This is a genomic window from Lacisediminihabitans profunda (assembly GCF_008040105.1).
Classification (GTDB): Bacteria; Actinomycetota; Actinomycetes; order Actinomycetales; family Microbacteriaceae; genus Lacisediminihabitans; species Lacisediminihabitans profunda.
The window spans coordinates 1-14,395 of the sequence record NZ_VRMG01000010.1; the positions used below are offsets into that span (position 1 = coordinate 1).

Genomic DNA, 14,395 nt, shown 5'->3' on the forward strand with positions numbered 1-14,395 from the left:
GGGACCGTCGGCGACAGCTTCGATAATGCCTTGGCTGAGGCGGTGAACGGGCTCTACAAAACTGAACTCATCCGCCGACAAGGGCCTTGGCGAACGGTCGAGCAGGTCGAACTCGCGACGCTGGAATATGTTTGGTGGTGGAACAACCAACGCCTCCACGGCGAACTCGCCCTGCGCACCCCGATCGAGGTCGAGGAAGAGTATTACGCTGACCAAGAATCGTCCCAGCCGGCACCCGCCAGACAGGGAAGCAACTAGGAACTAAACCCAGGCCGAATCATTATTCACTCGAGATCGCCCTAGACGAGTCGAGCTGAGTCGATGAAAATGGAACCAAGCTAGACAAGGGAATCCCGGTCAGGCCAAGTTGCGTCGAGACGAACCCAGGTCACCCGAGAAGTGGCAGATGGCGCGGATCAAATCCGTCGGTCACGGGTTCAAGTCCCGTCCGCCCCACTGAAAACAAGGTCTGACCAGCGTTTTTTGTTCCAACAAAAGGACAAGACTCGACGCGGTTAACGTTTATTCAACGCTTATTGCCAAACCCCAGCCAGGTGTGGGCTCCTTATCGGAGCTGCTCGACTCGGTTCAGTTCACTTAGGGTGACCTGGGGCACCTCCAGTTATGGATACTGAACGCCTTTCCGGCTCGGTCTTGAGCCCGTGCTGACAACGAGCGAACTCGCCGATTACCTCGGCCTGCGCGCACAAGCCATCTACGAAGGCGGCTTGAGCGGCGGATCGTGGCGCTGCGGTTCACCCGCCGGTGGGGACCACACCGCATCGCTCCACGGTCGAGCAGATCCTGGCCCGCTACCGGATGCCGCGCCTGGCCTATCTCGACCAGGCCACCGGGCTGCCGCTCAGATAGGCGAAACCGGTCCACTACGAGCATGCCGCGCCGGGCGATCTGGTCCACGTCGATATCAAGAGACAGGGCCGCATCCCTGACGGCGGCGGCCACCGGATGCTCGGCCGCACCATCGGCAACCGCAACGACAAAAAACAGGGTCGCGGCTACTCGTTCCTGCACCACGCGGTCGACGACCACTCCCGACTGGCTTACTCCGAGATTCTCACCGACGAGAAGAAAGAGACCGCCGCCGGGTTCTGGATCCGCGCGAACACGTTCTTCGAAAACCACGGCATCACCGTCAAACGTGTCCTCACCGATAACGGCTCTTGCTACCGATCCGGTGCCTTCACCGCCGCGCTGGGCGAGACGATCAGCCACACGTTCACCCGCCCATACCGGCCACAGACCATCGGGAAAGTCGAACGATTCAACCGCACCCTCGCCCAGGAATGGGCCTACGCCCACACCTACAAGCGACGAGGCCCGAGCGGCGACCTACCAGCAGTGGCTCCATGACTACAATCACCAGACCCCACACCGGCATCGGCGGCAAGTCACCAATCGAACGCGTTCACAACGTCCCCGGGAACTACATCTAGCTTCCACGCCGAACCGAAAAGTTTGGCATATTTTTCCAGTTGACAGGCTCGCGTGCACTGTTTTAGCTTTATGCCAAGACGTTTTGCCAAAACGTCTTGGCATAGATATGCTACTAACCATTCAAGTTGAAATCGGAGTAACGATGCTTCGCATAAAGATGGCGGACTCCCGTTCCGTGCGCCTCTCTCGCACCAAACTGGCTGCCGCTGCCGCGGTCGCAACTATCTCTCTCGTAGCGCTGACTGCTTGCACGCCGGGGACCAGTTCGGACAGCGCCTCGTCCGTCAAGTCGATTGTCGTTCTCGTCGAGGCAGGTGGGCACGCGGAGCTTCAGCCCATAGCAGACCTGTATGCCAAAGACAAGGGCGTCAAGGTCAATTTTGTCGAGCTGCCGTACAACGGTCTGTATAACCGGGTGAACAGCGAGTTGTCCACCGGGAGCATCTCGTTCGACGTCGCCGCTCTCGACGCGATCTGGTTGCCAGCTTTTGCGGCGGGACTTCAGCCGCTGAACAGCCTCTATACCTCGGCCGTCAAGGCGGACAACTTTCCCTCTGTCGTCCAGGAGGCGAAAGTCGGCGGAAACTACGTCGGCATGCCGGCCTTCGCGAACTCGGAAATCCTCTACTACCGCACGGACCTCTTCAATGATCCGGCGAACCAGGCCGGGTTTAAGGCGAAGTACGGGTACGATCTCAAGCCGCCGACCACATGGCAGCAGTATTCGGATGTCGCAGCATTCTTCACCAATAACGGCATGTACGGTGCACCGCTGCCCGGGGCGGAGGAGACCCAGTACCTTGCCGCGCTCTCGCAGGCCGGTCAGAAGCAGATGGTTTTGAACGCCGCAGGAACTAAGTCCACCCTGGACGACTCGGCCAGCCTTAAAGCGCTGGATTACTACGCCAGTCTCGCGAAGTATGCTCCGCCCGGGGCAGCGGCTGTCGACTGGAACGCGGCACAGAACCTGTACAACCAGGGCAAGGCGGCGATGATGCTTTTCTGGGCCCACGCCTACCGCCAGATCCCGACGAGTTCGCCTGTTTACGGTAAGACGGGAGTCGCTCCTATGGTGGCCGGACCCGCTGGGATCGCCGGTGTTCCAGGCCCGTACTATTTGAGCATCCCCAGGCAAGGCGCCCACCAGGCGGCCTCCACCGCCTTCGTGAAGTTCGCATACGACCACAACGCCTTGAGTGCCAACACGTCTCTTGGACTTGTTGCTCGCATTTCAGCGCTCAAGCAGTACGCCAACAAGCCGGGCTACGAAGCCTACAGCCCGATGGTTACGACCCTATCGGCGCCAGCGACTATCACGCGACCGGCCAACGCGAATTGGCAGAACATCGTGAACAACGCGCTCATTCCGATGATTCAGAAGTCCCTGCAACCGGGAGCGGACAACGCGGCCCTCCTCAAGGCCACGGCTTCTCAAATTGATCAGATTGTCCAGCAGTGATCGTGACTGCCAGCACTCCAGAGCGGCCGGCCACCCGGCCGGCCGCTCCGGGCACCCGCCCCATACCGACCTCCGGCAGGAAGCGGATCCGCCTTACCGACAGGCGTTTCGCGGCCTTGCTGATGCTGCCCGCCGCGCTCTTTCTCGCCGTCTTCGTCGCGTTGCCGCTGCTCCAGTTCGTCTTCAACAGTTTCTTCCGCTATAACCCGATCGCCGGTAGCCCGCACACCTTCGTCGGATTCGGCAACTACGTGCGAGCCTTCACCTCCGCCGAGTTCGGCAACTCAGCACTCCGAACGGTGGTCTACACCGTGATGGTAGTCACATTCGAGTTCGTCTTGGGGCTCACGGTGGCCCTGCTTTTCAGCGGACTCGGAAATCGGTCCCGAATCTTCCGGACGATCTTCTTGTATCCGCTGATGATCGCACCTATCGTCGCGGGACTGCTCTGGCGGTTCCTCCTCATCGACAACTCTGGGATCGTCAATCAGCTGCTGTACGAGGCGCACCTGATCTCTTCCCCCAACCAGATCCAGTGGTTGAGCGACCCGAACATCGCGCTGTTCTCCGTCGCGCTGCCCGATATCTGGCTCACGACGTCGTTCATCTCCCTAGTGCTGTTCGCTGGACTGCAGAACGTGCCCGGGGAGATCCTTGAGGCGGCACGCATCGACGGAGCCCGATACCCGACCCTGCTTTTCCGGATCATCCTCCCGTTGTTGCGGCCGGTGATAGCCGTCGCACTCATCGTGCGAGGCGTCGACGCCGCCCGTGCATTCGACACGATCGTCGTTCAAACCAATGGCGGCCCTCAGAACTCAACAAATGTCCTGTCGTTGCTGGTCTACAACACGCAGATCGCGAACGGAAACCCCGGCCTTGCAAGCGCCATGGGGACCATCTATTTGATCGCCATGATGGGGATCGCCATTATCGCCGTCCTCACCATCTGGCGGCCAGGGAGTGACCACTGATGAATGGACTCGAGTCACGACGCACCAGCACGCGGTCTATCCTGTGGACGGCACTCATCGTGCTCGTCGTCCTCTATGCATTCCCGTTCGTCTACATGCTCTTCACGTCGTTCAAGACGCCGATCGAGACGAATGCGATTCCCCCGACCATCCTGCCGTCGACTTGGACAGTGCAGAACTACATCACGGCGCTGAGCACCCAGGGAGTTCCTCAGTCCTTCCTCAATAGCCTTCAGACGGCAGTGATCAGCACCTTGATCTCGCTGGTTCTCGCGGTGCCGGCGGCGTACGCAGTGACCCGGTATCGCACCCGGCTTGGACGAGTCTTCATTCTGCTTGCCTTGATCATGAGGATGGTGCCGGCGATCGTGGTGGGCACTCCGCTCATTGTCATTTTCCACAACCTGGGCCTGTCCGACACATCTCTCGCCCTCGCGATCGCGCAGACGACAATCTCGCTTCCGTTGTCGATCTGGCTCATGGCCAGCTTCTTCGAGGCCGTTCCGGACGAACTAGAGGAATCGGCGCGGGTGGACGGTTGCAGCCGGCTCGGCGCTCTCTGGTGGGTGGTTCTCCCGATTACTCGGGGAGGAGTCGCCGTAGCGGCGATCTTCGCGTTTCTCGCCTCCTGGAACGACTTCATCTTTGCGCTCTTGCTGACTTCCGTCCGTGCAGTCACTACACCGTTGCAGATCGCGAATTTCCAGAGCCAGTTCGGCTTGGACTGGGGAACGATGACCTCGCTCGCGGTACTGTACTCAGTCCCGGTGATCGTGCTTGCCATCGTTCTTCAACGGCACATTGTCGCAGGACTGACTCTCGGTGCGGTCAAAGGTTGACCAAGCTCAGAAGCATCAGGTGATCAGGGGATGGAGATAGAGACGTGGCGGTGAAGAGTGCAGGGATCCGCGATGTCGCGCAGCTCGCCGGGGTGTCAGTCACAACGGTGTCGCACGTGCTGAACGACACGCCGAACATGCGGGTCTCCGTGGAGACGCGTGCGCGTGTGCGACACGCGGCGAAGACTCTTGGCTATGGGCCGAATCGGATGGCTCAGGCGCTTCGGACCAACCGGTCCGGGCTGATCGGCCTTCTGAGCGAAGAGATCGCGACCACCCCGCACGCGGGACGGATCATCCTCGGTGCGCAGAACGCTGCGCGTGAGCATGATCTCACCCTGGTCATCATTAATACGGAGCGCGACGCCGGCGGCACCTCTCACCGGGACGATGTCCAAGCCCTGATCGACCGGCAGGTCGACGCGGTCCTGTACGCGACGATGTATCACCGCAGCGTCTCCCTCCCCCCAAACCTGCAGGATCTGCCCGCCGTCCTGATCGACTCGACGGACCGGGCAGGCATCGTCCCAGCGGTCGTGCCCGACGAGGTGGGGGGCGCGGTCGCCGCCGTCACCCACCTCGTCGAGGCCGGGCACACGCGCATCGGCTTCCTCAACAACGACGACGACGTGCCGGCGACACACCTCCGCTTCGCCGGCTACCGGCAGGTCCTTCAAGCCCACGACATCCCGTTTGACGAGGATCTGGTCTTCTCCGCGCCGTCCGAGACGCTTCCGGGATACGGGCTCGCTCGCGAGCTCCTCGGCAGGAGCGATCGGCCGACAGCACTGTTCTGCTATAACGACCGGATGGCGATGGGCGCGTACCGCGCGGCGACCGAGCTCGGTCTTGAGATCCCCCGCGATCTGTCCATCGTGGGATTCGACAACCAGGAACTCATCGCGGCGAACCTCTTCCCCGGCCTGACCACGGTCGCGCTACCTCACTACGAGATGGGGGTCTGGGCGGTCGAGACGCTCGTGCATCTCCTACACGGGGAGGCCGAGTACCGCCTCATCGCCGACAAGCCCGCACTGCTCGACTGTCCTCTGGTGATCCGAGGGTCCGTGGCCCAGCCACGTGCCAACTGAAAGGTATACACATGCTTCGCCTTGCCGCCTCCTGGGTATGGGATTTCTGGATCGCCGATGACGGTGACGACTACCACCTGTTCTTCCTCAAGGCGCCCCGAGCTCTCCTGGATCCGGATCGACGACACTGGCGTGCCACGATCGGCCATGCCACGTCGAAAGATTTGAGGGAGTGGACGGAACACGCTGACGCAGTCCTCCCAGATGATTCACCCGCTTTCGACGACCTGGCGACGTGGACCGGTTCGGTCGTTCGCGAGGACAGCGGTTCGTGGCGGATGTTCTACACCGCGGTCAGCCGGTCGGAGGGCGGACTGAACCAGCGGATCAGTTCCGTCGTGTCGGATGACCTGTTCACCTGGCGGCGAGAACCGAATCGGCAGATCATCGAACCCGACCCGCGCTGGTACGAGACCGCGGAGACGAGACAGTGGCCTGACCAGGCGTGGCGCGATCCCTGGGTGTTCCGAGATGGAGGGCTCTGGCACATGCTGATCACCGCACGTGCGAACCACGGAGACCCGGACAATCGCGGTGTCGTCGGCCATGCCACATCGCCCGATCTGACCATCTGGACGGTGCAGCCGTCGCTGTCGGAGCCGGGGTCAGGCTTCGGGCACCTCGAGGTGATTCAAACGGCTCAGGTCGATGGGCGGCCGGTTGGGCTATTCTCAAGCCTCGCCACCGAGCTGTCCCACGATCGTCGCGCCGATGAACCGATCGGTGGCATTTGGGCATTTCCCACCGATTCGCTGGCAGGTCCGTTCCACATCCAGGATGCGTACCGCATCACGGACGAGCTGCTCTACGTGGGGCGTCTCGTCCAAGACCGCAGTGGTCAGTGGCAGCTTCTGGCATTTCGGAACAACGATGGTGAAGGAGGCTGGGTGGGCGAGATCATCGATCCGCAGCCCGTCCGCTGGAGCGACGGACGGCTGGAGATCCGGTCACCGGATCGAGTCGACGCGCTGAACGTGCGGATCCCCTTATGAGCCCGAGCGCGCTCGTCATCGGTGAGGCGCTCATCGACGAGGTCGTCGAAGGCGACCGGGTCAGCCGCCACCCCGGAGGGTCGCCGGCGAACGTAGCGCTCGGCCTTGCGCGCCTTGGCGTCGTCACCTACCTGCACACAGCGATCGGCGACGACGCAGACGGAGAACTGATCCACCGGCAGCTGAGCGCATCCGGTGTGACGGTGACCGCAGGCTCCGTGACGAACGCGTTGACGTCCAAGGCGGTGGTCATTCTCGCGCAGGACGGGTCGGCGAGCTACCGATTCACTCTGAGCTGGGATCCGGCCCACCTCGACGATCTGGGATCGCCGACAATTATCCACACGGGCTCGCTCGGCGCATTCCTCCAACCCGGCTCGGAGGTCACGAGAGACATCATCAGACGCGGCAGGAGCCTCGGCGCTCTGATCAGCTTCGATCCGAACATCAGGCCGACCCTGCTGCCGGAGCCAGGTAGGACTCGCGGGTCATTTGAGGAGCTCGCCTTCTCTACTCAACTCACGAAGCTGAGCGACGAAGACGCGGAGTACCTGTATCCGGGAACGCCTCTTGACGACGTTCTCGATCTCCTCATTGACGGCGGAGTCAGTGTGGCTGCTATCACCCGCGGTGGCGAAGATGCCTATCTCGCGAGCGGAGGCAACGTCGTCCGCATCCCCTCCGTCAGAACCCGCGTCGCCGACACCGTTGGCGCCGGTGATTCCTTCATGGCTGCGCTCATCTGGGCGCTCGCGTTCGACAAAGATGGATGGGACGGAGGATCGATATCCGCCGACCGACTCCAAGCGATTGGCGACATCGCGGCCCGAGCTGCGGCGATCACTGTCTCGCGGGCCGGAGCCGACCTGCCCTACCCCAGTGATATTCAGGCCACAAACCTGCCACGACACGAAGGGGAGAACCTATGACCAGCGCCAACCACTACGACGTGACGACTTGGCCCGTCGGTGATCCGACCGAGGACATCGGTGAGGTGATCAACGCCATCATCGCTGACATCAAAGCCCGGCAGACGGTCACCGATGAGGACGAGGGCGGAAGGCCAGGCGCGGTGATCTACATCCCGCCGGGGGACTACCGCCTCCGCACGCAGGTGGTCATTGACATCAGCTTCCTCAGGATCGAGGGTTCCGGACACGGATTCACGTCATCGAGCATCCGCTTCAACGTTCCTGAAGACGAGTGGGTCGACCTGCACGAGCTGTGGCCCGGAGGCAGTCGCATTCTCGTCGACCTCCCTGTCGACGGAGAGGGGGAGCCCACAGGCGCCGCTTTCTACATCGAGCGACGTGGGAGCCCGCGGATTAGTTCGGTCGAGTTCTTGAGCTTCTGTATCGACGGGTTGCACTTCAACCCCGACGGTTCGGAGCTGCATCCAGAGAACACCTACGTCAACGGCAAGACGGGTATCTATGTCGCGAACGCTAATGACTCGTTTCGCATCAACGGCATGGGGTTCATTTATCTTGAGCACGCTCTCACCGTCTACAACGCGGACGCGCTTTCCGTCCACGACAATTTCATCGCTGAATGCGGAAGCTGCATCGAGCTCCGCGGCTGGGGACAGGCGTCAAAGATCACTGACAACCTGATCGGAGCAGGCTTCAAGGGACACTCGATCTACGCCGAGAACCACGGCGGACTCCTGATCACGGCGAACAACGTCTTCCCGCGAGGTGCGAGCAGCGTCCATCTCAACGGCGTCACGCGTTCGAGCGTCACAAACAACCGTCTGCATTCGTTCTACCCTGGGATGGTGGTTCTTGCAGCCAATAGTTCGGAGAACCTCGTGGCCTCAAATCATTTCTTGCGTGACCATGAGCCCTGGACGCCCTTCGTGGGAGTCGACAACGGACTGGACGACCTTTACGGACTTCTCTGTGTCAGCGGCAGCAACAACTCTGTCATCGGTAACCACTTCTCCGAGGTCATCGACTCACAGAGCATCCGTCCAATTGGTACAACGCCTGTCATCATCCGGCTGATGGCGGGGGGTGGCAACTACATCTCCAGCAACCACGTAGTTGCGATGGACGTTCACGCAAAGTCAAGTGACTCCGCCTTTTCAGCTCAGGTGGACGCTCTGCTGACGACCGAGGCCTCGGACGGCCTCGCCATCACGGCCGTCATGGTCGATTCCGAATCAGCTCGAAATACAATCCTTGATTCTGGAAGCGACGCCCAAGTTTCGGCGGACAGGGCTGCTAATGCCTTCAGGGCCACACCCGCCATCGGGTTCTAGTCGGCTCACGCGCCTGTGTCCTAGCTGTGAGTCGCAGAGGTGAGTGACCGGTTCTGCCTGCGATCAGTGGCCGATGAGCAGCGCTTCTGGTGTTTCGTCGACGACTTCGGGCGTGACTTCTGGGAGCGCGTTGAGGACGATGACGCGCTCGATCTGAGTTAGGCGGAAGATGCGCCCGGTGATCCGGACGATGGTCGCGACGGCGGTCGCCTGAGCAGTATCGCCGTCGGTCGAATCCGACGTCGCCTGGCGCATGATCCTCGAATCCGATTTGTGGACCAATCCTGATATAGACCCATTCCTCGAGGTACTTCTAAGTGGGGAGGCAACCGTCGGCCCGCTAATTGGGGTCAGAGGGCCCAATATCCAGCAGAGCGGTCTTCTGCGACCCACCGAAATTCAATCCGCCTGGATCTTGACCACAGCAACCCATCGATGCTGATGCACGCGAGCGTCGTACCCGTTCTTGGAACCGACGGGACTGCTGTTGGTTGGAGCCTGGCGACATCATCGAGATCGCCCTCGAAGGCATCGCCGGTGCGCGCAACGCGAAGTGGCCGAGCAGGGTGCCCCAACCGATTGGCAATAGGCACCCGGCGCCCCTACGTCAACCGCTCTCTATTCTCTAACTTCTTGCAGAACCTGCATGTGGGTTCGGGCCAGGCGATCCGTAAAGGGGTACTGGCGGTACCGGGCACGTCCGGCCCTGCCCCTCTGTGCCGTGTGGTGGTGACATGGATGCAGGAAGGGAAACACCAATGACTTCGAAACCTGCTACTCCTCCCCACAAAGGGGCGATCCTGACGATCATCCTTGTCAGCTACTTCATGATCCTGCTCGACAACTCGGTCATTTTTACAGCGCTGCCCAGCCTCGAGGTCGATCTCGGTCTCTCGACCGCCGAACTCGCCTGGGTACAGGATGCCTATACGCTCGTCTTCGGTGGGCTTCTGCTGCTCGGAGCCCGGGCCGGCGACCTCCTCGGGCGTAAGCGTGTGTTCATCTTCGGCCTCATCGTGTTCTCCCTCGCCTCGCTCCTCATCGCCTTCGCCCCCGCCGGTTGGTGGCTGATTGCCTCGCGAGCGATGCAGGGTATGGGGGCCGCGATCGTGGCCCCGTCCGCCCTGTCGCTGCTAACGGCCAGCTTCGAGGGTCGCGAACGAGCCCGCGCTGTCGCCGCGTACGCTGCTACCGCGGGCATCGGCGTGAGCCTCGGATTGGTCATCGGCGGAGCCCTGGCCTCCTGGTTCTCCTGGCGGGCTGGATTCTTCGTTAACGTGCCCATCGGGGTTGCCATGATCGCACTTGCACCCAAGTTCCTCCCGGAGACCGCCATCCGAGCGGGGCGGTTCGACATCCCTGGCGCAGTCACCGCGACACTCGGTGTCGGAGGACTTGTGTTCGCTATCCTGCACGGATCCGAGAACGGCTGGACCGATCTCACGACCGTCACCGCCTTCGTCCTCGCCGTGGTGCTCCTTATTGCTTTCGTCTTCGCCGAATCCAGGGCCGCTCAGCCGATCATGCCCCTGCGACTCTTCGCGAGCCGTGAGCGCACCGGCGCCTACCTCACGCGGTTTCTGTACCTCGGCGCGATGATCGGGTTCTTTTACTTCACCACCCAGTACCTGCAGGGCACCCTAGGGTTCACCCCGCTCGAAGCCGGTCTCGCGTTCCTGCCGATGACGCTCGTGAACTTCGCGGTCGCGCTGGCCATCCCGAGACTCTCGGAGCGACTCGGAGACACCGTCCTCCTCGTAGCCGGCATCGTTGTGACAATTGCAGGGATGCTGTGGCTCAGTCGCATCGCGCCGGAGAGCGGCTACCTCGCCGTAGTGGCGGCCCCCATGCTGTTCATCGGCGCCGGCCAGGGGCTCGCGTTCGCACCTATGACCGTGTTCGGCATCGCCGGCACCTCTCCGGAGGACGCCGGGGAAGCGTCCGGTGTCGTGAACACCTTCCACCAGCTCGGCACCTCCGTCGGGCTCGGCATCCTCGTGGCGGTCGCTACCATCGCGGCGCCCGCGAACCGCATGGAGACTGCCGCGTCGATTACGGCCGAGGCGTCGGCTGCTCTGACCGCGGGGACGGGACTCCTCGTTCTCGCGCTCGTCGTCACCGTCACGCTGATCGTCCCGAGTACCTTCGCTGCCCGCCGCGCCCTGCGCACTCCGGCCCTGACATCGTCGGTGTGATCGTCGACCCCGCGTTTTCACCCTCATCGTCTCCCGTCGCCCACTACCCATCCGCGAAAGGTTCTTAATGCTCGGTCTGGAGATCGTCGTTGTGCTCGGGGTGGCCATCCTGGTCTGTGCCGGGGGCGCTCGCCGCCTGCACATCGCCTCGCCCGTGCTCCTGCTGATCAGCGGCATCCTGCTGGGCTTCCTCCCCGCGATGCGTGAGGTGTCACTCCCGCCGGAGGTGGTGCTGTTCCTGTTTCTGCCCGCCTTGCTGTTTCGGGAGAGCCTGACCACGTCCCTGCGGGAGATCCGCGCCAACTTCCGCGGCATCGTCTTGACCAGCACCCTGCTTGTCGTTCTGACAGCGGGTGCCGTCGCGGTCATCGCGCACCTGTTCGGAACGTCTTGGGGGCCGGCCTGGGTCCTAGGGGCTGCACTCGCGCCGACAGACGCGACCTCGGTCGGCGCACTCACCCGGAATCTTCCTCGCCGCAATGTCACTCTGCTGCGAGCGGAAAGTCTGATCAACGACGGCACCGCCCTGGTGATCTACGGCATTGCCGTTGCTTTCACCGTCAGCGCCGAGGACACTAGCCCGCTGCACATCACCTGGTTGGCGTTTTTCGCATACGGAGGGGGCATCGCGATCGGCGCCATGATCGCCTGGCTGGTGATCCGAATCCGCCGCCGCCTCGACAACCCGATGCAAGAGATCGTCCTGACGATCCTGACACCGTTCGTCGCCTATCTGCTCGCCGAACTCATCGAAGCATCCGGGGTGCTGGCGGTCGTCACCGCCGGCCTGCTGCTTAGCCAGGCGACGCCGCGCCGGGCCCGTGCCGCAGCGCGGAGACAGTCCGACGGATTCTGGAGCCTCTCTACATTTCTGCTGAACGCATCCCTGTTCGTCATCGTCGGTCTCGAGCTCCAGACCGCCGTCCGGGCCCTCGATAATACGCTCATTGTGCGGGGGCTAGTCCTGATCGCCGTCGTCTCCGTGGTCCTAATCGCGGTGCGCATTGGATTCCTCTTCGCCGCGACCTACACGATCCGTCTCCTCGACCGGCGCCCCGCGCAGCGACTGCGGCGGGTGAGCAACCGGGCCAGAATCGTCAGCGGACTGGCCGGATTCCGCGGTGCCGTCTCTCTCGCAGCCGCGCTGGGCATCCCGCTGCTCCTGGCATCCGGGCATCCGTTCCCTGACCGTGACCTCATCGTCTTCGTCACCGCCGGTGTCATTGTCATCACAATCGTCGTCGAGGGCATCCTCCTCCCCGGTGTGGTCCGTTGGGCGGCCTTTGAGAAGGACGCCGGGGTTGACGAGGAGCGGCTTCTCGCGGAGACCGTAGCGACAGAGGAAGCACTGGACGCCCTCGCCGAGGTCGCGACGGGCTTGGGTACCGACCCGGCGGTCAGCGACCGACTCCGCACCGAATACGGACTTCACCTGCGGGTGCTCCGGGCCGGTGACAGCACTGCCGAGGTCGACGACGACGCGCGCCGGGACCAGCAGTACACCGCACTCCGACTCGAGATCCTGGAACGCAAACGGGCCACCGTGGTCCGCCTGCGTAATGACGAGCAGATCGACGACGCGGTGCTGCGCTGGCTGCAGGGCAAACTCGACACGGAAGAGCTCCGACTCGCCCCGGAGGAACTCAGGGAATGACGCATTTGAGCTAAATCAGACTCAAACGCCCAGAAGAGAGACGGCATGACCGACCAGCGTGAACAACAGGCCATCAAGGCAATCCGGGCCGCGAACACAGCCGTGAACACCGCGATGGTTGAAGCCCGCATCGACAAGCTCAAACAGCTCCTCGCCGACGATTTCGTTCTCGCTCACATCACCGGTTACGAGCAACCCAAGGCCGAATGGTTGGAAGAGATCCGCACCGGACAGATGGCCTATCACGACATCCGCGAACGGTCCGTCGACGTCCAGGTCGACGGGTCTCGGGCCCTCCTCGTCGCACGCAACCACGTGAACGCCACAATCTGGGGGTCGAAGGCGCTCTGGCCCCTTCGCATGACGACGACCTTGGCCGAGATCGACGGGGTATGGAAGCCGACGCATTCACGCGCCACTACGTTCTAGCGACGGGGACCGGAGGCGGGTCGAAGTCAGTCACACAATCCCGGTCTGCCGCGCGGGTCCACGAGGAGCAGGTACTCGCAGGGCCTCTCATCTGCAAGGGGTGCCGGCGTAAAGTCGGCACCATGGACTCCCGCGACGACATCCGAGAATTCTTGACCTCGCGGCGTGCGAAGATCACGCCGGAGCAAGCGAAGCTGCCCGCCTACGGCGGCAACCGTCGCGTGGCCGGCCTCCGCCGCGAGGAGGTCGCGATGCTCGCCGGTGTCAGCGTGGACTACTACACGAAGCTGGAGCGCGGCAACTTCGGTTCGGTCTCGGAGGGAGTGCTCGAGGCGCTCGTGCGTGCGCTTCACCTGGACGCGGCCGAGCGGGAACACCTGTTCCACCTGGCGAACGCAACGGCGACCATCAGGCCCGGCGGCCACCGAGGTGCGTCGCATCAGGTGCGTCAGGCGGTGCAGCGAGTCGTCGACGGGCTCGCGGACGCGCCCGCGTTCGTCCGCAACAACCGCCGCGACCTCCTCGCCAGCAACGCGCTCGGCCGTGCCCTGTATTCGCCGATCTACGAAGGCACACCGCCCGGCCAACCGGTGAACACGTTGCGCTTCCTGTTCTTCGACCCGAATGCGCGCGCCTTCTTCCGCGACTGGAACACAGCGGCTGCCGATGTGGTCGCAAACCTCCGCACCGAGGTCGGCCGCGACCCCCACGACAGACTGCTGCAGGAACTCATCGGCGACCTGCTGGCCCGCAGCACCGAATTCTCAACACTGTGGGCCTCTCACGATGTGAGATACCACGACAGCGGTTTCAAGTGCCTGCACCACCCGGAGTTCGGTGACCTGGACCTCACTTTCGAGACGATGGACCTGCCGGCCGACCCCGGCCAGGCGCTTATCGTCTATGGCTCGGAGCCGGGGTCGGCCACCGAGGCGTCCCTGCGTCTGCTCGCCAGCTGGGCAGCGACGGCAGCCGTGGAGACTCCCGCCGACGCCACCTAAGGGAGGCACTGCCAGTACCCCGATCATCAGGGACTCTCCAATT

13 protein-coding genes and 1 pseudogene are annotated in these 14,395 nt (G+C 62.7%); 13 read left to right on the plus strand and 1 reads right to left on the minus strand.

What is annotated here, in order from left to right; all coding sequences use genetic code 11:
• The 9 genes and pseudogenes from FVP33_RS15285 to FVP33_RS15325 form a co-directional block, all read left to right on the plus strand.
• Positions 1-258 (plus strand): IS3 family transposase (locus FVP33_RS15285; protein WP_246142365.1); only part of this gene is annotated, 258 nt, incomplete at its 5' end.
• 427 nt (positions 259-685) lie between these two features.
• A pseudogene (locus tag FVP33_RS15290) lies at positions 686-1,454 on the plus strand (IS481 family transposase); the annotation flags it as partial.
• Between the two features lie 143 nt (positions 1,455-1,597).
• Positions 1,598-2,914 (plus strand): ABC transporter substrate-binding protein, encoded by a 1,317-nt coding sequence (locus FVP33_RS15295; RefSeq protein WP_246142366.1) that lies wholly within the window; start codon positions 1,598-1,600, stop codon positions 2,912-2,914.
• Positions 2,915-3,000: 86 nt separating this feature from the next.
• Complete coding sequence (locus tag FVP33_RS15300) at positions 3,001-3,888, plus strand: carbohydrate ABC transporter permease (protein ID WP_147784689.1); 888 nt, start codon at positions 3,001-3,003, stop codon at positions 3,886-3,888.
• Positions 3,888-4,727 carry a carbohydrate ABC transporter permease gene (locus tag FVP33_RS15305; protein WP_147784560.1) on the plus strand — a complete coding sequence of 280 codons (840 nt, stop codon included), beginning with the start codon at positions 3,888-3,890 and terminating at the stop codon, positions 4,725-4,727. The genes FVP33_RS15300 and FVP33_RS15305 overlap by 1 nt, the downstream gene beginning before the upstream one ends.
• 44 nt (positions 4,728-4,771) lie before the next feature.
• The gene (locus tag FVP33_RS15310) at positions 4,772-5,818 is read left to right on the plus strand and encodes a LacI family DNA-binding transcriptional regulator (protein ID WP_187270749.1); all 1,047 of its coding nucleotides are present in this window, start codon (positions 4,772-4,774) and stop codon (positions 5,816-5,818) included.
• An 11-nt stretch (positions 5,819-5,829) separates the two neighbouring features.
• The gene (locus FVP33_RS15315; protein WP_147784562.1) at positions 5,830-6,810 is read left to right on the plus strand and encodes a glycoside hydrolase family protein; all 981 of its coding nucleotides are present in this window, start codon (positions 5,830-5,832) and stop codon (positions 6,808-6,810) included.
• Complete coding sequence (locus FVP33_RS15320) at positions 6,807-7,739, plus strand: carbohydrate kinase family protein (protein WP_147784563.1); 933 nt, start codon at positions 6,807-6,809, stop codon at positions 7,737-7,739. The genes FVP33_RS15315 and FVP33_RS15320 overlap by 4 nt, the downstream gene beginning before the upstream one ends.
• Complete coding sequence (locus FVP33_RS15325) at positions 7,736-9,073, plus strand: NosD domain-containing protein (protein WP_147784564.1); 1,338 nt, start codon at positions 7,736-7,738, stop codon at positions 9,071-9,073. The genes FVP33_RS15320 and FVP33_RS15325 overlap by 4 nt, the downstream gene beginning before the upstream one ends.
• Positions 9,074-9,136: 63 nt before the next feature.
• Here FVP33_RS15325 and FVP33_RS15330 read toward each other — a convergent pair whose 3' ends face one another.
• Positions 9,137-9,328, minus strand: a complete 192-nt coding sequence (locus FVP33_RS15330; protein WP_147784565.1) for a hypothetical protein — start codon at positions 9,326-9,328, stop codon at positions 9,137-9,139.
• A 503-nt stretch (positions 9,329-9,831) separates the two neighbouring features.
• Here FVP33_RS15330 and FVP33_RS15335 point away from each other — a divergent pair.
• From FVP33_RS15335 to FVP33_RS15350, 4 genes are all read left to right on the plus strand, one after another.
• A complete protein-coding gene (locus FVP33_RS15335) occupies positions 9,832-11,268 on the plus strand; it encodes an MFS transporter (RefSeq protein WP_147784566.1) in 1,437 nt (478 codons plus the stop codon).
• Between the two features lie 67 nt (positions 11,269-11,335).
• On the plus strand, positions 11,336-12,922 hold the full coding sequence (locus tag FVP33_RS15340; protein ID WP_147784567.1) for a Na+/H+ antiporter: 1,587 nt from the start codon (positions 11,336-11,338) through the stop codon (positions 12,920-12,922).
• Positions 12,923-12,967: 45 nt separating this feature from the next.
• A complete protein-coding gene (locus FVP33_RS15345) occupies positions 12,968-13,351 on the plus strand; it encodes a nuclear transport factor 2 family protein (protein WP_147784568.1) in 384 nt (127 codons plus the stop codon).
• 122 nt (positions 13,352-13,473) lie between these two features.
• Positions 13,474-14,352, plus strand: a complete 879-nt coding sequence (locus FVP33_RS15350) for a helix-turn-helix transcriptional regulator (RefSeq protein WP_147784569.1) — start codon at positions 13,474-13,476, stop codon at positions 14,350-14,352.
• The last annotated feature ends 43 nt before the right edge of the window (positions 14,353-14,395 follow it).

Excerpts from the sequence above, each read along its gene's own strand:
- FVP33_RS15295 (WP_246142366.1), top strand. The coding sequence starts at position 1,598 with ATGCTTCGCATAAAGATGGCGGACTCCCGTTCCGTGCGCCTCTCTCGC.
- FVP33_RS15305 (WP_147784560.1), top strand. The coding sequence starts at position 3,888 with ATGAATGGACTCGAGTCACGACGCACCAGCACGCGGTCTATCCTGTGG.
- FVP33_RS15315 (WP_147784562.1), top strand. The coding sequence starts at position 5,830 with ATGCTTCGCCTTGCCGCCTCCTGGGTATGGGATTTCTGGATCGCCGAT.
- FVP33_RS15320 (WP_147784563.1), top strand. The coding sequence starts at position 6,807 with ATGAGCCCGAGCGCGCTCGTCATCGGTGAGGCGCTCATCGACGAGGTC.
- FVP33_RS15325 (WP_147784564.1), top strand. The coding sequence starts at position 7,736 with ATGACCAGCGCCAACCACTACGACGTGACGACTTGGCCCGTCGGTGAT.
- FVP33_RS15330 (WP_147784565.1), bottom strand. The coding sequence starts at position 9,328 with ATGCGCCAGGCGACGTCGGATTCGACCGACGGCGATACTGCTCAGGCG.
- FVP33_RS15335 (WP_147784566.1), top strand. The coding sequence starts at position 9,832 with ATGACTTCGAAACCTGCTACTCCTCCCCACAAAGGGGCGATCCTGACG.
- FVP33_RS15340 (WP_147784567.1), top strand. The coding sequence starts at position 11,336 with ATGCTCGGTCTGGAGATCGTCGTTGTGCTCGGGGTGGCCATCCTGGTC.
- FVP33_RS15345 (WP_147784568.1), top strand. The coding sequence starts at position 12,968 with ATGACCGACCAGCGTGAACAACAGGCCATCAAGGCAATCCGGGCCGCG.
- FVP33_RS15350 (WP_147784569.1), top strand. The coding sequence starts at position 13,474 with ATGGACTCCCGCGACGACATCCGAGAATTCTTGACCTCGCGGCGTGCG.